At 49.8% G+C, this 20,041-nt stretch carries 24 protein-coding genes; 10 read left to right on the forward strand and 14 right to left on the reverse strand.

The window, feature by feature from the left end:
• Window positions 1-11: 11 nt before the first annotated feature.
• Window positions 12-1,313: a NupC/NupG family nucleoside CNT transporter gene (locus SYN6312_RS00475; protein ID WP_253276391.1), complete on the reverse strand. Its 1,302-nt coding sequence runs from the start codon at window positions 1,311-1,313 to the stop codon at window positions 12-14.
• A gap of 100 nt (window positions 1,314-1,413) precedes the next feature.
• Here SYN6312_RS00475 and SYN6312_RS00480 point away from each other — a divergent pair, with 100 nt between their 5' ends.
• From SYN6312_RS00480 to SYN6312_RS00490, 3 genes are all read left to right on the forward strand, one after another.
• Window positions 1,414-1,626 carry a hypothetical protein gene (locus tag SYN6312_RS00480; protein ID WP_015122899.1) on the forward strand — a complete coding sequence of 71 codons (213 nt, stop codon included), beginning with the start codon at window positions 1,414-1,416 and terminating at the stop codon, window positions 1,624-1,626.
• A gap of 193 nt (window positions 1,627-1,819) precedes the next feature.
• Window positions 1,820-2,149: a hypothetical protein gene (locus SYN6312_RS00485; RefSeq protein WP_015122900.1), complete on the forward strand. Its 330-nt coding sequence runs from the start codon at window positions 1,820-1,822 to the stop codon at window positions 2,147-2,149.
• Window positions 2,150-2,199: 50 nt separating this feature from the next.
• Window positions 2,200-3,429, forward strand: a complete 1,230-nt coding sequence (locus SYN6312_RS00490) for an FIST N-terminal domain-containing protein (RefSeq protein WP_015122901.1) — start codon at window positions 2,200-2,202, stop codon at window positions 3,427-3,429.
• Between the two features lie 40 nt (window positions 3,430-3,469).
• On the opposite strand, the gene SYN6312_RS00495 is transcribed toward SYN6312_RS00490, so the two are convergent.
• Entirely contained in the window at window positions 3,470-3,784 is a 315-nt protein-coding gene (locus SYN6312_RS00495) for a type II toxin-antitoxin system PemK/MazF family toxin (protein WP_253276392.1), read from the reverse strand.
• 20 nt (window positions 3,785-3,804) lie between these two features.
• On the reverse strand, window positions 3,805-4,029 hold the full coding sequence (locus SYN6312_RS00500; protein ID WP_015122903.1) for a hypothetical protein: 225 nt from the start codon (window positions 4,027-4,029) through the stop codon (window positions 3,805-3,807).
• 135 nt (window positions 4,030-4,164) lie between these two features.
• On the opposite strand from SYN6312_RS00500, the gene SYN6312_RS00505 reads away from it, so the two are divergent.
• Both SYN6312_RS00505 and SYN6312_RS00510 read left to right on the forward strand, forming a co-directional pair.
• Complete coding sequence (locus SYN6312_RS00505) at window positions 4,165-4,383, forward strand: DUF433 domain-containing protein (RefSeq protein WP_015122904.1); 219 nt, start codon at window positions 4,165-4,167, stop codon at window positions 4,381-4,383.
• Window positions 4,384-4,399: 16 nt separating this feature from the next.
• Window positions 4,400-5,578 (forward strand): aminotransferase class V-fold PLP-dependent enzyme, encoded by a 1,179-nt coding sequence (locus SYN6312_RS00510; protein ID WP_015122905.1) that lies wholly within the window; start codon window positions 4,400-4,402, stop codon window positions 5,576-5,578.
• On the opposite strand, the gene SYN6312_RS00515 is transcribed toward SYN6312_RS00510, so the two are convergent.
• Both SYN6312_RS00515 and SYN6312_RS00520 read right to left on the reverse strand, forming a co-directional pair.
• Window positions 5,579-6,853 (reverse strand): GAF domain-containing sensor histidine kinase, encoded by a 1,275-nt coding sequence (locus SYN6312_RS00515; protein ID WP_015122906.1) that lies wholly within the window; start codon window positions 6,851-6,853, stop codon window positions 5,579-5,581.
• Window positions 6,854-6,886: 33 nt separating this feature from the next.
• Entirely contained in the window at window positions 6,887-7,558 is a 672-nt protein-coding gene (locus SYN6312_RS00520; RefSeq protein WP_015122907.1) for a response regulator transcription factor, read from the reverse strand.
• A gap of 234 nt (window positions 7,559-7,792) precedes the next feature.
• On the opposite strand from SYN6312_RS00520, the gene SYN6312_RS00525 reads away from it, so the two are divergent.
• On the forward strand, window positions 7,793-8,332 hold the full coding sequence (locus tag SYN6312_RS00525; RefSeq protein ID WP_015122908.1) for a hypothetical protein: 540 nt from the start codon (window positions 7,793-7,795) through the stop codon (window positions 8,330-8,332).
• Window positions 8,333-8,634: 302 nt separating this feature from the next.
• Window positions 8,635-9,693, forward strand: coding sequence for a polysaccharide pyruvyl transferase CsaB (gene csaB / locus SYN6312_RS00530; protein WP_015122909.1), 1,059 nt, complete (start codon window positions 8,635-8,637; stop codon window positions 9,691-9,693).
• A gap of 45 nt (window positions 9,694-9,738) precedes the next feature.
• On the opposite strand, the gene SYN6312_RS00535 is transcribed toward csaB, so the two are convergent.
• A complete protein-coding gene (locus tag SYN6312_RS00535; protein ID WP_253276393.1) occupies window positions 9,739-10,500 on the reverse strand; it encodes an HAD family hydrolase in 762 nt (253 codons plus the stop codon).
• 22 nt (window positions 10,501-10,522) lie between these two features.
• Here SYN6312_RS00535 and holA point away from each other — a divergent pair, with 22 nt between their 5' ends.
• Window positions 10,523-11,521 carry a DNA polymerase III subunit delta gene (gene holA / locus SYN6312_RS00540; protein WP_015122911.1) on the forward strand — a complete coding sequence of 333 codons (999 nt, stop codon included), beginning with the start codon at window positions 10,523-10,525 and terminating at the stop codon, window positions 11,519-11,521.
• On the opposite strand, the gene SYN6312_RS00545 is transcribed toward holA, so the two are convergent.
• The 6 genes from SYN6312_RS00545 to SYN6312_RS00570 form a co-directional block, all read right to left on the reverse strand.
• Window positions 11,472-11,981 (reverse strand): hypothetical protein, encoded by a 510-nt coding sequence (locus SYN6312_RS00545; RefSeq protein WP_015122912.1) that lies wholly within the window; start codon window positions 11,979-11,981, stop codon window positions 11,472-11,474. The two genes, holA and SYN6312_RS00545, sit on opposite strands and share 50 nt — an antisense overlap.
• A gap of 18 nt (window positions 11,982-11,999) precedes the next feature.
• On the reverse strand, window positions 12,000-12,356 hold the full coding sequence (locus SYN6312_RS00550) for a YtxH domain-containing protein (protein WP_015122913.1): 357 nt from the start codon (window positions 12,354-12,356) through the stop codon (window positions 12,000-12,002).
• Window positions 12,357-12,358: 2 nt separating this feature from the next.
• The gene (locus SYN6312_RS00555; RefSeq protein ID WP_015122914.1) at window positions 12,359-12,715 is read right to left on the reverse strand and encodes a hypothetical protein; all 357 of its coding nucleotides are present in this window, start codon (window positions 12,713-12,715) and stop codon (window positions 12,359-12,361) included.
• Window positions 12,716-12,831: 116 nt separating this feature from the next.
• Complete coding sequence (locus tag SYN6312_RS00560; protein WP_015122915.1) at window positions 12,832-13,770, reverse strand: GDP-L-fucose synthase; 939 nt, start codon at window positions 13,768-13,770, stop codon at window positions 12,832-12,834.
• A gap of 4 nt (window positions 13,771-13,774) precedes the next feature.
• Window positions 13,775-14,857: a GDP-mannose 4,6-dehydratase gene (gene gmd, locus SYN6312_RS00565; RefSeq protein WP_015122916.1), complete on the reverse strand. Its 1,083-nt coding sequence runs from the start codon at window positions 14,855-14,857 to the stop codon at window positions 13,775-13,777.
• Between the two features lie 225 nt (window positions 14,858-15,082).
• Complete coding sequence (locus SYN6312_RS00570; RefSeq protein ID WP_015122917.1) at window positions 15,083-15,745, reverse strand: ABC transporter ATP-binding protein; 663 nt, start codon at window positions 15,743-15,745, stop codon at window positions 15,083-15,085.
• A gap of 25 nt (window positions 15,746-15,770) precedes the next feature.
• Between SYN6312_RS00570 and SYN6312_RS00575 the strand changes: the two genes are divergently transcribed.
• Both SYN6312_RS00575 and SYN6312_RS00580 read left to right on the forward strand, forming a co-directional pair.
• Window positions 15,771-16,679: a Sll0314/Alr1548 family TPR repeat-containing protein gene (locus SYN6312_RS00575; protein ID WP_015122918.1), complete on the forward strand. Its 909-nt coding sequence runs from the start codon at window positions 15,771-15,773 to the stop codon at window positions 16,677-16,679.
• A gap of 91 nt (window positions 16,680-16,770) precedes the next feature.
• Window positions 16,771-17,625, forward strand: a complete 855-nt coding sequence (locus SYN6312_RS00580) for an alpha/beta fold hydrolase (RefSeq protein WP_015122919.1) — start codon at window positions 16,771-16,773, stop codon at window positions 17,623-17,625.
• 43 nt (window positions 17,626-17,668) lie between these two features.
• Here SYN6312_RS00580 and secF read toward each other — a convergent pair whose 3' ends face one another.
• Window positions 17,669-18,586: a protein translocase subunit SecF gene (gene secF, locus SYN6312_RS00585; RefSeq protein WP_015122920.1), complete on the reverse strand. Its 918-nt coding sequence runs from the start codon at window positions 18,584-18,586 to the stop codon at window positions 17,669-17,671.
• A complete protein-coding gene (gene secD / locus SYN6312_RS00590; RefSeq protein WP_015122921.1) occupies window positions 18,583-20,019 on the reverse strand; it encodes a protein translocase subunit SecD in 1,437 nt (478 codons plus the stop codon). The genes secF and secD overlap by 4 nt, the downstream gene beginning before the upstream one ends.
• Window positions 20,020-20,041 lie beyond the last annotated feature (22 nt).

Consider the following 20,041-nt stretch of genomic DNA (forward strand, 5'->3'; position numbering starts at 1 on the left):
CTGTTAATTTCCTAAATCAAAAGTCCGGCAATGCAAGCGGTCATAAAACAGGCCAAGGAACCTGCCACCAAAGCTCTTACGCCTAGACGGGCTAAATCATGTTGCCGCTCCGGAGCTAGTGCGCCAATCCCCCCAATTTGAATCCCCAGTGAGGCAATATTGGAAAAACCACAGAGGGCATAGGTGGCAATAACTTGGGAGCGTTCTGTGAGGGTCGGTAAGGAATTGGGCGGGGCCTGGTCAGCCGCAACTTTAGCGGTGTTTTCAATCAGGGTGCGGAGATCCAAATAGGCTAGAAATTCGGTTAAAACAGTCTTTTTCCCTAATAAAATTGCCACTTGCCCCACATCAGTCCAGGAAATCCCCATCAACCAGGCCACGGGAGCAAACACCAAGGAAAAAATCCACTCTAGGGATAGTTGCGGTAGGTTCACCATTGGCCCCAGAATTCCTAAAACCCCATTCACCGCCGCCACCAAGGCCAAAAACGCAATTAACATCGCCACCACATTCAAAACCAACTTCATCCCATCCAAAGCCCCAACAGTGGCCGCATCAATGGCATTGGTATAGGGCTGTTCAATTTTGGTATTGATGTGATCACCTGCCGTCACCGCGATTTCCGTTTCGGGATACATCACCTTGGAAATTGACAGGGCAGCGGGGGCAGACATCACCGACGCTGCAATTAAATGTTCTGGGGGAATTCCAAAGGAAATATAGGCTGCCATCACCCCGCCCGCAATCGTGGCAAATCCAGAAGTCATAACGGCATGGAGTTCAGAGGCAGTCATGTCCTTGAGAAAAGGTTTAACTAAGAGAGGAGCTTCGGTTTGCCCGACAAAAATATTGGCCGCACAGACTAAGGATTCTCCCCCCGAAGTTTTCATGGTGCGGATCATCACGGTTGCAAGACGGGCAATCACCCACTGTAGAACCCCGTAGTAGTAGAGGATGGCAATAAATGAGGAAAAGAAAATGATTGTGGGCATCACCTTAAAAGCAATCAAGTGATCCGTGTAGCTTTCCCCAAAGACAAACTCTGCCCCAGCATCAGAAAAATTCAGGAACCAACTCACGGCATTACCCAGGCCCTGAAAGAGTTTTAACCCCAAGGGCAAGCGCAAAATCACCAGGCCTAGGAGTAATTGCAATGCCAGGCCCCAAGCCAAAGTCCGCCAGCGAACTGCTTGCCGATTGGTCGAAATTAAGTAGGCAAACCCAACAAACACCCCCAGGCCCAACAGGGAAATCCACCGCTCCATCGTTTCCTCACATCCCCAAATTGCCGTCACTGATCCCATACGTTTCATAGCTCAATTACCCTCAGGAAACTGCGCTTTGGATCACCAAACTGGGAGTTGCAGGTTAGGATAGCAATGGTGAAACGACCTTTGTGCGGAAAGCAATTCCATGTTTGTGACTGAACTTTCTCCCCTGGCCCAAGAACTGGCTAAAAAACCTGTCGCGTTTCTCGGTGGCTTTGTCTCGGGATTATTAGGTCTGAGCTTGTCCGAGGAACCTGTTAGTCAATGGTTAGCCAAACAAGGAGCAACCTCCACCAGTACCCCTAGCAGCACCCCAAAAAACTCAGCTTCGGGGCCCCAATCTATTTCTATTGACTAGGGATAGCCGCCGTTCCGAATAAGCATCAGCCACCCCCCGGTTCAAGAGCAAAGCCAAGTCTAATTTTTTGACGGATCGGGAGTAATTCGGGTGGGCAATAAACTCCATCAAAGCCTAGATCGCGCCCTAACCCCCTTGGACTACAGCCAGAGATTGTTACTATTAGTTAAGGATTACGACAAGGGTGTAACACATGACCGTATCAGAGGCCTGGCATGGGGCGGCGTTGGGGATTGCAGGCTCAGGTCTGTGGGCGATTGCGCTGTACTTAGGATTTTACCCCATCGGACAAAAAATTATTGAGCGTCTGGAAACCTGGCTGGGCCAAGCAAAATCATCCCAGGCCGAGTTTTGGGCCGCAATGGCGGGGATTTTGCCCTTTGTTTTGTTGGGGGTGGGGCTATTTTATGGAGTTACCCTCTCTCTGGGCTTGAGTTGGTCAGTCAGCTTAGGAATTATGGCTACGATTGGCGGTGGAGTTTATGAATTGGGGCGGCGAGATGGTGAAATTAACCGAGAATAGAGTATAGTCCCTTCTCAAAACTGGGCAAACCACTGGGGGTACTAACGACGATGAAATGGGCCACCGCACTCTCGACACATTTTTCTTTAGAACAAGCTGTTAAAGAAGTGACTGACCAGGCCCGCGAGCGATTGGGCAATCTCCAGCCAGACTTAGGGATTGTCTTTATTTCCCAGGCCTTTGCCAGTGAGTTTTCCCGCGTCATTCCCCTGTTACAAACCACCTTACATCTGCCCGTTTTGATTGGTTGTGGGGGCGGGGGCGTGATTGGGCGCAACTATCGAGATCAACCCCAAGAGGTGGAAGAAACAGCCGGCCTCTCCTTGACCTTGGCCCATTTACCCGATGTGAAGATTAAGCCTTTTAGTTTGGTGGCCGATGACCTTCCAGATCCCGATGATCCGCCCCAGGCCTGGTGGAGACTGATTGGTGTTGACCCAGAGCAACAACCCGAATTTTTACTCTTGGCTGATACCAGTAGTGCCCGAATTAATGACCTGTTACGGGGCCTGGATTATGCCTACCCACAAGCCGTAAAAGTTGGCGGAATTACGGGCAGTAATCAGGGGTGGGGCCGGACAGGGCTGTTTTACCAAACGAAGGTGCAACGGGAAGGGACAGTTGGGTTAGCGTTGACTGGTAATATTCGCATTGATCCAATTGTGGCCCAAGGCTGTCGCCCCATTGGCCCCCTCTATCGGATCGCGTCTGGGGAAAAGAATATTATCCTCTCCCTTGAAGATGACCAAGCCAAGGTTGCCCCACCCTTAGATATGTTGGAAAATTTGGTGGAAAGGCTCCCGGAAGTGGATCGAGAATTAGCCCGCAGTGCCCTATTTATTGGCCTGGTGCATAACGAATTCAAACCCAACCTCGGGCCTGGGGATTTTTTGATTCGGAATTTGATTGGGATTGATCCCCAAACGGGAGCTTTGGCCTTGGGCGATCGGGTGCGGGTGGGGCAACGGATTCAATTTCATCTCCGGGATGCGGCGGCCTCAGCGGCAGATCTCCAGGCCTGGTTAGAAACCTACTGCCACTCCTATCCCGGCCCACCCCCGGAAGGCACGATGATGTTTTCTTGTTTAGGGCGGGGCGTTAATCTTTACGGTCAACCCGATTTTGATGCCACGATGGTTGACAAATTTTTACCTAATATTCCGGTGAGTGGATTTTTCTGCTTTGGAGAAATTGGCCCTATTGGTCAAGAAACCTTTTTGCATGGCTACACCTCGGCCCTGGCCATTTTCCATCCCCGCACCGCTAATTCTGCGAGTTAAAGGTTTTAGTCTGGGTGAGATCAATCTACTCCCGAACTTCCTATGGCTCTAAACTTGTGAGAGATGTTTTGACACAGGCCTTAACCCCCTGCCAATCACGTTCTGACAGTTGGCCAATCACAACCCAATTCGCAGACGGTGGCAAGGTGACAATAAAGCAACGAAATATTGAAGTAGTTCGTAATCCTGCTACTGCCCAATCTTGAAGGCGATAATCTGTAGCTCCGACAATCTTGGTCTGAGTTGTAATCAGGCCAATAATCACATCTGGGCGAATTGAATGATAAATTTCTGATGATAAGACGACAGCGGGACGGCGTTTAATACCTGTAACACCAGGGAAATCAACAGTCACGATATCCCCAGCAGATAGATTCATTGTTCAGCCTCTTCCATCTCAGAGAAATTTCTGGCTGCGGACTGGAGTGAAAAACTGACCAGATCCCTTTCATCTTCTTCTGTCCAAGTATTACTTTCATCTACTGTGGTTGATTGCTGTTTAACAAGATCATTCAAAATCAGCGTGGCTAATCGTAACTGTTCTGCTAGGGACAAATTACGAACCACTTGAATATAAATTTCTTGGACAGTCGTTTGCATAATCGAACCTCTCATCCCTGATTTTAGAGCTTTTCTTGGTTCTGGGTCAGGTTAAGATTTCTATCTGGAGGCTCTGCAATATCCTCTTATACCCTGTACAAAAAATCTTTCTGGTTAAGGATTTTGACCTGAATCATGAGCCCACACCCTAACTTGTTGACTCCCATCACCCAAACCTCTAGTCAATGTGAGGGTCGTCCTTGGATTCGTGGCACGAGAATTAGGGCTAGCGATATTCTGGAAATGTTGGCAGAGAATGTTAGTGTTGGTGAGATTTTAGAAAACCTTCTTGATCTTGAGATTGAAGAGGTTCAGGCCAGGTTAGTGATTGCATCTAAACTCATTGAGGACTAACTGGAGGACTTAACTCTTGGTCTTAACAGAATCAAAAATTACGGAAATTCGGCAGCAGTTTTTGGCGTTGCAATCGAAAACTTATCTGAACTTTGGTGGTCAGGGACCCTTACCCAACCCGGCCTGGGAGGCGATGCAAAACAGTTATCTCCACATCCAACAGGCTGGCCCCTTCTGTACCAAAAACTATGCTTATATTTCAAGTCAAACTACAGCCCTCCGCCAGGCCTTGAGCCAAGAATTAAACATTACGCCGGATACGCTGGCTCTCACGGATTCTGTCACAACGGGCTGCAATATTGTCCTGTGGGGCCTGGATTGGCGAGCCGGTGATCATTTGCTCTTAACGGATTGTGAACATCCAGGGGTTTTGGCCATTGGTCAACAACTTCAGGCCCGGTTTGGGATTGATCTCACAGTTCTACCCCTCCTTCAACAGGCCCAGGCTGATCCAGAACACCTAGTCACCTGCTTTCGCCAGGCTCTCACCCCCCGGACGCGCCTAGTTGCCCTCAGTCATTTACTGTGGAACACCGGCACGACTTTACCCCTCAAAGAAATTGTTGCGACTTGTCATAAACAGGGAGTTTTAGTCCTTGCTGATGCCGCCCAATCTGTGGGAATGATGCCCTTGGATTTACCCGGCCTGGGGGTGGATTTTTATGCGTTTACGGGTCATAAATGGTTCTGTGGGCCGGATGGACTAGGGGGGTTATATGTTCATCCTGAGCAGCTTGGACACCTTCAACCCACCTATGTTGGCTGGCGGAGTATTAAAAATGGCCCCCAAGGGTTTCCCGAATCGTTCCAGGCCACGGCCGCCAAGTTTGAAATTGCTACCACTGCCTTTCCCTTAGTCCCTGGCTTGACCGCTGCCCTCGATTTCCATCGCCAAGCTGGAACAACCCCCACCCGCTATGAACAGATTTGTGAATTAAGTACCTATCTCTGGCAAGGCCTGGCCAACATTCCGGGGGTACAATGCCTCACTTCAACCCCACCCTCATCGGGCCTGGTGACATTTCAACTGGAATCCGGTAAACACGGGGCCTTAGTCGAATGGCTAGAAAATCAAGGCATTTTAGTCCGTCTTTTACTTTTTCCGAATTCTGTCCGGGCCTGTGTTCATTACATGAGTTTATTGAAGGAATGCGATCAGTTAATTGGGGCTGTGGCTGAATTTACCCATGGTTAGTCAACCTGATTCATCCTTTTTAACCTTAAGTTTAATCAGAACTCTAGTGCCTTCATCCTGATTGGAATAAATTTCTAAACGTCCCTGATGGGCAGCTAAGATGCGTTCTACAATCGCCAACCCCAGGCCAGTTCCCCCTGGTTTCCGAGAATAAAAAGGTTGGGTTAGTTTGGGAATTTCAGTTGCGGGAATCGGTTCGCCCCAGTTTTGAATGGTGACGGTGACTTGTTGAGGATTTTGCTGATTGAAAGGAGGCGCGGGGTTGTTAACTTGAATCGTGCAAGTAATTGGCGTATGGGCTGGGGCTGCTTCACAGGCATTTTGAATCACATTAAAAAAAACCTGTTTGAGCTTATCCCGATCTCCTTTAATCCAGACGGGCCGGGGGCCAACTCGCCATATGATCGAGCGTCCTTGGGCTTCTGGTAAATCCTCTAAAATATGTTGGATTTCCAGGCCCAGAAAATTCAAATCAAAGCAAGACTTATTTAAGGTTTGGGGTTTGGCATAGAGCAGAATTTCACTCAGGAGCATTTCTAAGCGGTGGGCTTCCTCAAGGGCTAAGGTGAGGCGTTCTTGGGCAGCAGCGGGTAGGGCAAGCTTAAAAAAGTAATTCAGCCCCATTTTGATCGTAGTCAGGGGGTTCCGTAATTCATGGACAATCATCGTGGCAAACTCGCCAATCGCGGCTAAACGGGCCTGCTCCACCAGTTGATGTTGGGCCTGTTGGAGATCTGCTGTTCGTTTTTCCACTTCCTCGGTCAAACGCTGATTAAAGTCCTGCTGGGCCTGGTAAAGCAAGTAGTTATCAATTGCCGTGGCGGCCCGTTCTGCAAAGAGCTTGACTGTTTCTACCTCGGTGGGGTGAAACGGGCGCGGCTGCATATTAAATGAGCAAATTGTCCCTATCACTTCCCCTTCCAGGGTACAAAGAGGCACACCTAAATAGGATAAATAGCCTTCGGGGAGTTCGCCAAATTCTGGTTGTTCCCGCACATCATTGACACAGAGGGGTTGGCGCGTTAAGACCACCGTATGGGTGACAGTGCCGTAGAGATCACAAACGCGATCTTCAGGATCAAGGGGAAGGTTACTGGCAATTAATTGTTCCTCATTTTCCTTACAAAGAGTCACCACTGTCCAATCCATCATCAGAAGCTCACTGACTCCGCAAGCAACGGCTTCTAAGTAACTGCTTAAGTCTTTGGTACGGCAACTGAGGGAAGCCAGAATTGAGAGAATTTTGTGACTTTTCTGCCAATGCTGATCAGTCATCTCTACCACCAAACTGATGATTTATGACTAAAATTATCGTAAGCTATAGCCCACACCCCGAATTGTTTGAATGAGTCGGGGTTGATTGGTTGATTCTAGCTTTAATCGTAGGTAGCGAATATACACTTCAATAATGTTTGAGTCGCCAATAAAATCATAACCCCAGACTTGATTGAGAATTTGTTCACGGGTAAAGACCTGTCGCGGTCGGGATAATAAATAAGTCAGTAAATCAAACTCTTTGACGGTTAAATCTATGGGCCGTTGCTGCCGATACACTTCTCTGGTGCGTTGATTTACCCGTAAATCTTCAAACTCTAACCAATCCGATTCTTGGGGATGCTTTTGCCGTAAGCGGGCTCGAATCCTGGCTAAGAGTTCTTCAATGCTAAAGGGTTTAATCACATAATCATCGGCGCCCGCATCCAGGCCGGCAATCCGATCCGGAATATCGTCTCGCCCCGTTAACATAATGACTGGCATGACATTCCCTGTTGCCCGCAGCCGCCGACAAATTTCTACCCCCGTTAAGCCGGGTAACATCCAATCGACAATCATTAAATCTAACGGATGCTCACGGGCTAAAATTAATCCGGCCTGGCCATCATGACTGACCGTAATTTCATACCCCTCACTTTCAAGTTCCAACTGAATAAACCGAGCAATTTTGGGTTCGTCTTCAATCAGTAAAATCCTGCGGGTCATAGTCAAGAGCCTCCAGATTAACTCCAGATTAACAGGACTGGCTGAGAGATGCCTGAGTTACTCGCAATTGTTAAAACTTTATAAAGCATCAATTTTTTCGGGAAATTCCCAGCCAATCCTCCAAATCTTCTCAGGACTTTCTCAGACGGAGACTCCATTCTGTGGCTATTGACTGTTGATTACATGACTACCTTCTCGAACTTCATGTTCATATTCTCAAAGGAGAATAACTTTATGAACCTTTCAATTCTCGGTCGCATTAGTGCCGTAACCATCGCCGTTCTTTCCGTAAGCTCGATTGCGATTGCCTCTCCCATCGGAGGCCCCGGCCCCTCTCCCCGCCGGACAGTTCCCACCACGTCCACACCTGCCTCCGTTTACTCTTCTTCCCTGCCCGCGGCTCAATTCCCCAAAATCACCGGCGCAACCATTTCTGGCAGTTCCCATGTGATTGGGATTTCTGGCAATGGGATGAGCTTGAGCAGTGTCAGCATTGGCCTGCCCCAGCAGATGGAGAGTTTTTCGGGGATTACGCTACAAAATAAATCTGGAGGGAATATCCCGGCCCAAGTCAACAAACAAGGGGATCGTCTGAACATTAGTTTTGATAGCCCGTTGAAGGCCGGTACCTCCTTTGATGTTCGGTTTAACAATGTGACGATGCGGACATCTGGGGGTGAAAGCTTGCCCTACCAAGTCAGTGTTGTCCAGGCCGGTTCTGAGGGCGATATTAGTATTGGCACAGCCTTAATTAGTGTCCCGGTTCGTAATTAATCGTTGGCTTGACCCTTCGTTAACATCCTCATCCTGAGTTAGGGGGATTTTCTAAAGCTGGTGTAACTCGGCCAAGTTTCAGATACCCCCTAGCTTTTGTGTAATTTTCAAGCCAAGATTCAGGCGATAACCCTACATCCTTATGCTGTTGCGGACTCACGACTCTGGAATCCCTTGCCAAGCCCTTACCTCAAAAACAGATTGGGGAATGACCCAGCCCCTAGCCTCTGATTAAGCCAGGCCTTGTGAAAGAATAGGATGGTCAGGGGCAACCTCAGATATTAGGAATTGGAACTGGATACTTGGGAAACGTCAAAGCTCACAGAACGGTTTTACTCTGCGGCTACTATGGGTTTGGTAATGGCGGCGATGAAGCACTTTTGGCAGTGTTATTACAACTATTGCCGGTGGACGTAACCCCAATTGTTTTATCAGCGAATGTATCCGAAACCCAGGCCCTGCATCGCGTTATGGCCGTGAATCGGCAACAGTTCGGCCAATTACTCCAAACCATTCGCCAATGCCAGGGATTCATTTGGGGAGGGGGGAGTTTAATGCAAGATTCGACCAGTGTTATCAGTCCGCTCTATTACGGTGGGTTAATGCTCTGGGCACAAATCTGGGGCTTAAAAACCGTGGCCTGGGCCCAGGGGATTGGACCATTGACCCGACCCTTTTCTCAATGGTGGACGGCTTGGTTATTTTCCCGCTGCTCAGTGGTTACAGTCCGAGATTCCCAGTCGGCAGCTTGGTTGCAAAAACGTCAGATTTCCTATTCCCAGGCCCCCGATCCCGTTTGGGCATTAACCACCATTGCCTATGCTGAAGAGTTGCCCGATCAACGGGTTGCCATTTGCTTACGTCCCCATGCTTCTTTAACACCGAGGGGATTATCTCTTTTAACGGCGGCCTTGGTGGACTTTCAAAAAGCAACAGATACCTTCATTGTCCTCATCCCCTTCCAAAAATCCAAGGATGTTCCCCTGGCAACACTCCTCCAGGCCCACCTTCCCAAAGTGAGTAAAACGGTCTATCTGGAAAATCCCCGTCAACTTAAAGGCTTTTTTGAGACGGTCGAAATGACCATTGCCATGCGTCTTCATGCTTTGATTATGGCGGCGGCGGCGGGATCCAAATGCTTTGCCCTCAGTTATGATCCCAAGGTACAGGCTCTGGCCAAAGAATTAACCTTACCCCACTGGATTTTGCCCGATTTACCGAACACTGCCAGTGAAATGACCCAGGCCTGGTTAGACCTTTATACCCATGGGCAAGCCCTCTCTCCCAAACGCATCCAAGGTATCTGCCAGGCCACCCAAGCCCATCAAAACGCGCTGAGTATTTTTCCCCAGGCCCACTAAAGTTCAATCAAGATAATCTTCAAGTCTTCACAGAATGATAAACGATTACCCAACCTGAATCTCAGTTATTTCGGAAATGACGACATCAACCTCAGTGAGTTTTGGCGGTATTGACCAGCCCCACGCTACGCCAATCATTCCAGCCGCTCCGGCTGCTCTCGCCATTTGCCCATCCACATCGGCATCTCCAATCATCAGCACATTTCCTGGACTCTCCCCTAATAATTCACAGGCCTGGAGAAAAGGAGTTGGGTCGGGTTTGCTGGGCCCCTGATCTGTGCCTTTTTGGACTAGAAAATAATCGGCTAATTCGTATTTTTCTAGAAAGGCTTTAACATTCACGGTGACATCGGCCGACAACACCCCCAACTTTAATCCGGCTCCCTGTAAACGCTGCACCAATGCTAAAATTCCGGGAAATACGGGTGTATGGTCGGCTTTAACCTTCATAAAATGATCCACCTCGGCAAAGGCGGCCTGGGCAATCCGCAAAGACTCTAACCAACTCCGCCCCGTTTCGGCAATATAGGCCGCCGCGGCAATTAAGTTTTCTTGACGGGTTCCCACGGCCTGTAAACCACTGGGGTTGAGTCGGCCATTTTCCAGGCCAAAGGCTGATAATAGGGGGTCTTGGACTCCGGGAATTTGGGCATCAATGAAGCGGGCCCGCTTGGAGGTGATTGTTTTGAGATAATCTTCCGAATGAGCAAGAGTCCCATCCTTATCAAAAATAATGCCCGTAATTGAGGAAAACCGATGCCCAGCGCAGACAATATCAACCATATCCCCACCCTCACAGTTCCCCATCTAGCATACCTTTTGGTCTAAAATGCCAGTCTATTTTTATTGGGGCGAAGATAGCTACCGACTCCACCAGGCCTGTCAAGCCTTACGGGATAAACTTGTGGATCCGACCTGGGACAGTTTTAATTTTGAAAAGCTCTCTGGGGAACAATCGGACATCCTCATTCAAGCGATGACCCAGGCCCTCACGCCTCCCTTTGGCAGTGGACAACGACTGGTTTGGGTACAGGAAACTACGGTGGGGCAACGCTGCAGTGCCGAACTCTTAGCCGAATTAGAACGCACCCTGCCCCTGATCCCGGCCGAGTCCCATTTACTTTTAACCAGTAGTGCTAAGCCCGATGGCCGCAGCAAAGCGGTTAAATTTCTCCAACAACAGGCCAAGTTTCTCGAATTTAGTTTGATCCCGGCCTGGAAAACCGATGAGTTGGAGCAGCATATTAAAACGACGGCCAAGGGCCTGGGCCTGGAACTCACCTCAGAGGCAGTGGATTTACTTGTAGAAGCGGTGGGCAACGATACCCGGCAATTGGTGAATGAACTGGAAAAACTCCGGCTCTATGTCCCCCCTCAAATGACCATTACTGCCCAACACGTCCAAAATTTAGTCACGACCACCACCCAAAACAGCTTGGAATTGGCCAGCACGGTTCTGAAAGGGCAAGTCGGAAAATCCCTGGATCTCTTGGGCGACCTCTTACGCCAAAATGAACCACCCCTGCGTCTCCTCGCCAGTCTTACCCGTCAATTTCGGACGTGGTTATGGGTCAAACTCCTCAGCGATGCCCAAGAACGGGATCCGCAAGTCATTGCCAAAGCGGCGGAGATTGGCAACCCCAAGCGAGTCTATTTCCTCCAAAAAGAAGTTCAACCCCTCAGTCGCCAAAGCTTGGAACAGGCCCTCCCACTTCTATTGACGATGGAGCTACAACTCAAGCAGGGCAACGATCCCCAGATCACCTTACCGATGGGGATTATTCAACTGTGTCAGTGCTTTGGGAAGACTGGGCTGGGGCGGGATTAAGTTCTGGATTTTGCGACTCCATGCTCCCAGAATCAGGCGAACTATTGGCAGAGGCTAAGGATTCATTCCGGCGTTGATTGAGGGAACGGTGGGGGGTGGGCCGATTCCAGGTTTGCCAAGCGGCTTTGACTCCGGCCATGACGCTGCGGGTGGTAACACTGGCCTGGCGGACTTGTTGTTTGGCAGAGTCTAAGCTTTGATCCACTTGCTTGACAACTCGGCCAGCACTTTGCACCCCTTCACTGATGTCATCAGTCAAATCACTAATTTCCAGGCCCGTCAAACGAATGGCTTCTAGGGTTGGGGGTAACTCTCGCCCGAGGGTATCAAACATTTTTTCCGCACTGCGGGCCGCCCGTCCCAATTCGGCTAATACGGGCAATGCCGCCAACAAGACCGCCGTTAAGCAGACCGCTACCAGCAGGAAAGAAAGGGCTAACCAGAAAATTGGTTCGGTCACAGCAATTGCCCCAGGCCCCTAAAGTTTAACCACTTCGTCGTCATCCAGCGTTTCATCCACATCGGGTTGTTCGAGGGCAGTTTGGAGGGCTTGCCGTTGTTGTTGGGAGACTTCCAGGCCATCTTGAATCGCTTCCCGCAGTCGTTCAAGAGTGTCATCCCAACTGACCCGGGCTGCTTCCGAAAGGCGATCCGTATGAATTTGCAAGCTATCGGCTAAATCTTCGACGAGTTCCGGGAGGGCATCCGCAGATTTCTTGAGCATAGAGCGGGTTTCTCGCCCAGAGCGGGGGGCTAACAAGACACCAACTAGGGCCCCAATCGCTGTTCCGACCAGAACGCCACCTAAGAAAAATCCAGAACGTTGATTAGCCATAATTATCTTCCTCGTGGGGGTCTCCGGGATGTTCTAGGCGTGGGAATTGGGACAGAACGAAACCGAAATTGCCAAATCCGCTGGGCCTGGTTGAGCAGGGTCAGAGTTAATTTTAAGCGTTGCCAGGCCGAGGGTTTACCTTTGTCCCGCTTGAGATTTTGCCGTAGACCGCCCACACTAATCTGACCAATAATAATCACATTCGGAGCCTCGCCCAAAATATTATGGGTGTCTTGTTCCACCTGTATTAGGGTATCGGCAATCGCACGGATCATCACCCGGGCCTGGAGCAGTTGCCATGCCGTCAGCAGACATAGAAGGGCAATAAACAGATTACTGGCTAGGACAATTGTCACCATAACTGTCCCACAAGACTCAGAGCTAAGGGAAATGGACTTTACCGCTGATCATACCCCTCGGCCCTGAGGAATTGGTTAATTGAGAGATAAATTAAAGCTGAAGAAATCTCCACCCGTTAAGCAGCATGTTGACGATACCAATCAATCGTATGTTTCAAGCCTTGCCGTAAATCCATCTGCGCTGTAAATCCAAACGCCGCCTTAGCCCGTTCCGTATCCAAACACCGCCGCGGTTGCCCATTGGGTTGATCCGGTTGCCAGACAATTTTGCCCTTGAATTCCATCAACTCGACAATTAACTCGACTAAATCCTTGATCGAAATCTCAAAGTTCGTCCCTAAATTCACCGGATCAGAGTCGTCATAGGCAAGGGTTCCCAGGACAATCCCCCGAGCCGCATCATCGCCATAAATAAATTCCCGCGTTGGACTGCCATCACCCCAAACAGGAAGGTCTGTATCACCCCGTAATTGGGCTTCATGGACTTTGCGAATTAGGGCCGGAATCACATGGGAACTGCGGGGGTCAAAATTATCACCCGGCCCGTATAAGTTCACCGGCAAGAGATAAATCCCATTAAACCCATACTGTTGACGGTAGGCCTGGAGTTGAACTAAGAGAGCTTTTTTGGCCACCCCGTAGGGAGCATTGGTTTCTTCCGGATAGCCATCCCAAAGGTTTTCTTCCTTAAACGGCACGGGGGTAAATTTCGGATAGGCGCAAATCGTCCCGACACAAACAAACTTCTTCACCCCGGCCTGGTATGCCGTATGGATCAGTTGCGTCCCCATGATCAGGTTGTCGTAAAAGAGTTCCCCTGGCTTTTCCCGATTCAGACCAATCCCGCCGACATGGGCCGCCAAGTGGATGACAATATCCTGATCCTGAACCACGGCCTGGCAAACTTCAAGAGAGCGCAAATCATAGTCTTTCGAGCGGGGAATCATGATCTTGCCTTTGCTCGCCCCGGCCTGGAGGAGTTGTTGCACTACCAATTGCCCGAGAAAGCCCGCGCCGCCGGTGACGAGAATTTTCTGGTCGGTTAAATCCAGCATAAATTTAGTCCGCCTTGCTAATTAACTGCCGACTAGCGACCACATCCAAAACACTTTCACTGGTAATGGCCTGGCCATTGTTTTGACTAATTCCTACGGCCTGGAGATCTGCATTCACCATCAAGGCGACGAGTTCTGGGAAGGTGACAGAGGGCGACCAACCGAGTTTAGCTTTGGCTTTGGTTGGATCCCCAATCAGCAACTCCACTTCCGCCGGACGTAAATAACGGGGGTCAAACTCGACATAATCATGCCAGTCCAGATTGACATGGTTGAAGGCTAAATCTAAGAATTCTTTGACTGAGTAGGTTTCCCCAGTGGCGACCACATAGTCATCGGGTTGATCCTGTTGGAGCATCAGCCACATCGCCCGGACATAGTCTTTGGCATAGCCCCAGTCTCGCTTGGAATCCAGATTTCCTAGGTATAGTTTTTTCTGTTGGCCGGCCACAATGCGCGCTACAGCCCGCGTAATTTTCCGAGTGACAAAGGTTTCGCCCCGCCGGGGAGATTCGTGGTTAAACAAAATCCCGTTACAGGCAAACAGGTTATAGGATTCGCGGTAATTCACAGTCTGCCAGTGGGCATAAACTTTGGCACAGGCGTAGGGACTGCGGGGATAAAACGGGGTGGTTTCGCTTTGGGGGACGGCCTGGACTAGTCCATACATTTCCGAAGACCCGGCCTGGTAATAGCGCACGGCGGCATTGGTGCGTTGCTGATAGTCCCGAAGTGCTTCTAGGAGCCGTAATGTCCCAACGCCCACTGTATCCACTGTGTATTCTGGGGCATCAAAACTCACCCGCACATGGGACTGGGCCCCGAGATTATAAATTTCATCGGGCTGGACTTGTTCAATAATTTTCCGCAGGGTTGTTCCATCCGCCAGATCCCCGTAATGCAAGGTGAGTTGGGGATGCTCTTGGTGCGGATCCTGATAGACGTGATCAATCCGGTCGGTGTTAAAGGTGGAAGTCCGGCGAATAATTCCGTGAACTTCATAGCCCTTCTCTAACAACAACTCTGTTAAATAAGAACCATCTTGGCCAGTAATCCCGGTAATCAGGGCACGTTTAGCTTGAGTCATGTAGTTCAAATATCCTTATCTTTAAAGAATAGAAAAGATCATCAGATCACTGGCCTGGCCAAACCAGGGAATATATCTGGATTGCAAGGAGGATAGTGGGCAGGTAGGGCTAGTTGTTGAAAACACTAAAGAGTTAATCCAGGATAGATTTACAAAAGTTTGCCATATTTTGTCTCGTTATGGGGTGACTTTTCCGAAAAATAAGTTAACCTCATCCCGATTTCATTACCTGCCTAGGAAGCTTTTCTCATTAGATGGATAAAAATTTTCTGTTAATTGCCCATGTTCAATATGCCAAGTGACATCGGCAATGGCCTCAAGTTCTTGGGCTTCGTGGGTGACAATTAACAAACTCCAGTCCTTTTTTAATAGTCCTAATAAACTAATAAGTTGTTGCCGCATTGACCAGTCCAGTCCAGCTGTAGGTTCATCTAACAGTAGCAGGTAAGGTTGACGGATTAATTGCACAGCCAAAGCTAATCGGCGTTGTTGCCCCCCACTGAGGGCCTGGGGCCGAGTATGGAAGGGGAGAGTTTCTAAACCTACGGATGCCAGGGCCTGTTCAACTCGGTCTAAGGGAATTTCAGGATGCCCCAAGCGAAGTTCTTCAAGAATGGTTCCGCCACAAAAGTAGCGATCTGGAAACTGAAAGACCAGGCCGGCCAGTTGTTGCAGATGTTGGGGGGTGAGTTCTTGACTATGCCAGAATACCTGACCGGATGTGGGCGCTGCTAGGCCGGCCAAAATTTCTAAAAGGGTTGTTTTCCCGGAACCACTGGGGCCAATGATCAGTCCTAACTGCTGAGGTGCCAATTCCAAGGTAATATCCCGCAAAATGGCTTGGGGTGTTGCTGGAGGATGGTACGAGAGTCGTTTTAATTTAAGCAAGACGTTTGCCCTTGGAGTAAGACCCATGCCTAGCCAATTGTCCCCGATCAAATTAGGGTTTCGCCAGACTGCTCAACGTGCTTTATTAGCCTGTGCTGCCATTGTACTCACCCATACCAGTGGGGCCTGGGCGGCGGATCCCTTTCGGACTGGGGAAAACAGCCGTCCCATCTCAGATGCTACAGAAGCGGTCTTTGTGGCGGTCTTTCGAGAAGGTAATTATGTTAAAGGCCGGCAACTCCTACCAGCGGCACTAAAGGCTAGTGCTCAGGAACCCTTAACCTTAACGATGGCGGGGGGGATGGCTTTTCTCGATGGGAACTGGGCAGATCTAAATCGCTATGCCAATCAAACCATCCAAGCAGCACAACGACTATCCACCAAAGACCCTCTTCGTAGTAACCTCTACCAGGCCGTGGGTAACTTTCTTTTGGCGGCCTATGATATGTCTGATGGGGGATCCGGGCCGGTGGCCGGGGCAGCGTTGGCCTTAATGCGGGCTCAGGATGTGTTTGGCTATCTCAACCAGGCCAAGGCCATCAATCCCAATGACCCAGAATTAAACCTGATCCAAGGCTTTATTGAATGGGGCGTGGCCAATAATTTGGGAATTTTCAAAATTGAGGATGGGATCAACCGACTCCAAACTCAAGCTGCACCGCCCTACCTCAGCTATCGGGGCGTGGCTCTGGCCTATCGAGATCTGAATCAGTCCCAGGCCGCCCTAGAAGCTATTGAAAAAGCTCTTGCCGCCGCGCCCAATAACCCGGAATTGATCTATCTCAAGGCCCAAATCCTCAGTCAAGCGGGGAATAAGCAGGCCTCTCTCTCTCTGTTCAACCAGGCTCTGGCCATGGGGGATCAACTCCCGAGCGAACTGGTCAAGCAAATCAAGTTGGAGCGAGATCAAGTGCAAGCGGCGTTACCCCAGTAGAGTCTCCCCCAGAATAATCCCCCAGGCCTGAGCCACAATGGAGGAAATCCCTCATGATCGGGTTGGATTCAGGTTTGGGTGGAACAGAATCATGTCAGTTCTCGATGGCCCCTGGACACATAAATTCCTCATTAGTAACGGCATTAAGCTCCACTATGTCACCCAAGGGGAAGGGCCACTGGTGTTGCTCCTACATGGGTTTCCAGAATTCTGGTACTCGTGGCGGCATCAAATTCCTATTTTGGCAGCTACCTTCAAAGTCGTTGCCTTAGATTTACGGGGCTATAACGAAAGTGATAAACCACCGGATGTGGGAAGTTATGCCTTAGAGGAACTGGTTTTAGACATTGAAGGGGTGATCTCGAGCCTGGGCTATGAGCGGTGTATTTTAGTCGGTCATGATTGGGGCGGATTCCTGGCCTGGGGGGTGGCTGAGACCTATCCGCAACGGATTCAAAAGCTCTGTCTGTTGAATGCGCCCCATCCGGCTAAGTTTTGTCAGGGATTATTTGACCCTCAACAATTGCTCAGTAGTTGGTATATTGGTCTGTTTCAACTCCCTTGGTTACCGGAAACCCTTTTGGCATGGAACGACTACCAGGCCATTGTCACCATCCTTCAAAGTAATGCCATTAATCAAACAGCTTTTACTCCCGCAGATCTTGAAGCCTATAAAAATGCCGCCAGCCGTCGCGGTGCCTTGAGGGCGATGCTCAATTATTATCGAAATCTGGCCCCTGGCCTGGGGGAGCGAGATTGGCCAATTCTGAATATCCCCACTCTCATGCTCTGGGGGGAAGGAGATAAAACCCTCAGCCAAAACCTCACCTTGGGAACTGAAGAATATGTTCGTGACCTGAGAATCCACTATATTCCCCACTGTGGCCACTGGGTTCAACAGGAGCAACCCCAGCTAGTGAATCAATATCTAAGTGAGTTTCTATGACGATTGCTACACTTTTCAAGATTTTATGGCCGATCTCGATCTGCTAAGCTTCCCGTTTCCGCCACCAGCCAAGGAGAGTACTGGCACAGAAAATACTAGAGTAGGCCCCACTAACAAAGCCAATGATCAAGGCTAAGGCAAAAAAGCGCAGGGTTTCGCCTCCAAATAAAACAATGGCAATTAGAGGCAAGGTTGTAGTCAGGGTCGTGTTGATGGAACGAGTCAGGGTTTGGTTAACTGAGTCATCAACCACATCGTCAATAGAGTTTTCTGGATGGATTTTTAGATTTTCCCGAATTCGGTCATAAATCACGACCGTATCATTCACGGAAAAGCCAATGATCGTCAGTAAAGCCACGACAAATAAACTATCGACTTCCACGCCCAAGGTAATGCCCAAAATAGCAAAAATACCAATGGTGACTAGAACATCATGGACAAGGGCGACGAGGGCAAAGAAGGCATAGTCAAACTGAAACCGTAAGGTAAGGTAAACGGTAATCCCGACAAAGGAGACCAGTAAGGCGAGTAAACCGGAATTGAGGAGTTGTCTGCCTAGGGTTGGCCCCACTGTTTCGATTTGGGTTTGTTTCGGGTCAAATTTTCCTAAGCCTTGGGCCAATTGGGAGACTAATTTGGTGCGTTGATCTACATCTAAGGGCTGGGTGCGAATGGAAATACCCGTTTGGTCCACAACTTGTAAACTGCTGTTGCCTAACCCTTGTTCGCTGAGAATGGCCCGGACATCGGCTAGATCAATGGGGCTATCACAGGCCCCAGCCGAGTCGCAAGCTAACACCACTTGGAGCCGAGTTCCGCCCATAAAGTCCAGGCCCAGTTTTAAGGGAGCTTGAATTTGTGGGTTGAGCCAAGCCAGAGCCATAGCCACCAGACCCGCCAGGATCACCCCCAGAGATACGCTCCACCAGAGATAGCGATTTTTGGTAACACTCCAACTCATCGGGCTGACTCCAGACGGGGACAAAACCAATTGGGTTTACGCAAACTCGGAAACGTCAGGGAGATAAATAAGAGGGTGCGGCTACAGGTCAAGGCGGTAAACATACTGACAGCGACACCAATGGCTAAGGTTAAGGCAAACCCCCGCACCAGGCCCGACCCCAACCAAAACAAGGCCCCACAGGCGATGAGAGTTGTAACATTACTATCCAAAATACTGGCAAAGGCCCGCTCAAACCCAGCTTCGACTGAGCGATAGAGGGTGCGCCCGGCCCGTAACTCTTCCCTTGTCCGTTCAAAAATTAAGACATTGGCATCAACCGCCATCCCGATACTAAGGATAAACCCGGCAATTCCCGGCAGTGTCAATGTCACCCCCAACAGTAAAAACAGGGCATAGCAGTAGATGGCATAGAGAATTAAAGCAATGTTGGCAATGGCTCCTGGCAAACGGTAATAGGCCACCATGAAGGCTAAGACCAGTACCAGGCCCCCAATTCCAGCAATGACACTGCTGCGAATACTATCTTGGCCCAGGGTTGCCCCGACCGTCCGGTTTTCGACCAGTTCTAAGGGGACAGGTAAAGCTCCGGCCTGGAGTTGGACAGCCAGATCATTGGCGGTTTGGGCGGTAAATCCCCCAGAAATTTCGGCACTACCCCCTTGAATCCCTGTTTGGGCATATTCAACCGAGACGGTGGGGGAACTAATCAGCTTGTCATCCAGGAATATCCCAATGCTCCGGCCGGTACCAGCAACCCGCTTAGTTAAATCCGCGAAAAGAGTCGCCCCCTGCGAATCAAACCGAATTACCACACTCCAACTTTGGGAACCTGGCCCCACTGGACTGGCCAAGGCCTCCCGCACCATCGCTCCGGTTAGGTCAGTTTTTTCAAACAGGCCTTGGATGGCAGCGGCACTTTTAGCAAGGGACTCTTTATTTTTCTCCAGAGCGGCCTGGTTTTCAGCTAACTCTGTCGGTTTATTTTCATCTTCAAGCTGGGCCTGGGCCGCCAATAATTTAATTTGCTCAAATAAAAGTTGCCCTTCTAATTGCTTTTCAATCGGGAGTTGGGCTTCTGTCCCAGGTTTTTGCCAGCGAAAATCTAATTGAGCAGTGCCTTTAAGTACCCGTTCAGCTTGTTCTGGATCCGTGACACCGGGCAACTGAACCAAGAGTTTATCTTCCCCCGCTGTTTGGACTTGGGACTCCGAAACCCCCAGGCCATTGATCCGATTCTCAACCACTTTCAGGGTCGCCTCTAAAATTGTCGGGGTAATTTGCCTCACCTTCTCGGTTGTTTTCACTTGCAAAGTCAATTGGGCTCCACCCCGTAAATCCAGGCCCAGGCGTGGGGGGGTTTGGACAATGACCCAGAGTGCGGCAATGAGTAACCCGACAATAACCAGTAGAAACCCGCGGTGCTTACCCATAATGTCTGAATCCCTTATCCCG

This window comes from Synechococcus sp. PCC 6312, from assembly GCF_000316685.1.
GTDB lineage: Bacteria > Cyanobacteriota > Cyanobacteriia > Thermosynechococcales > Thermosynechococcaceae > Pseudocalidococcus.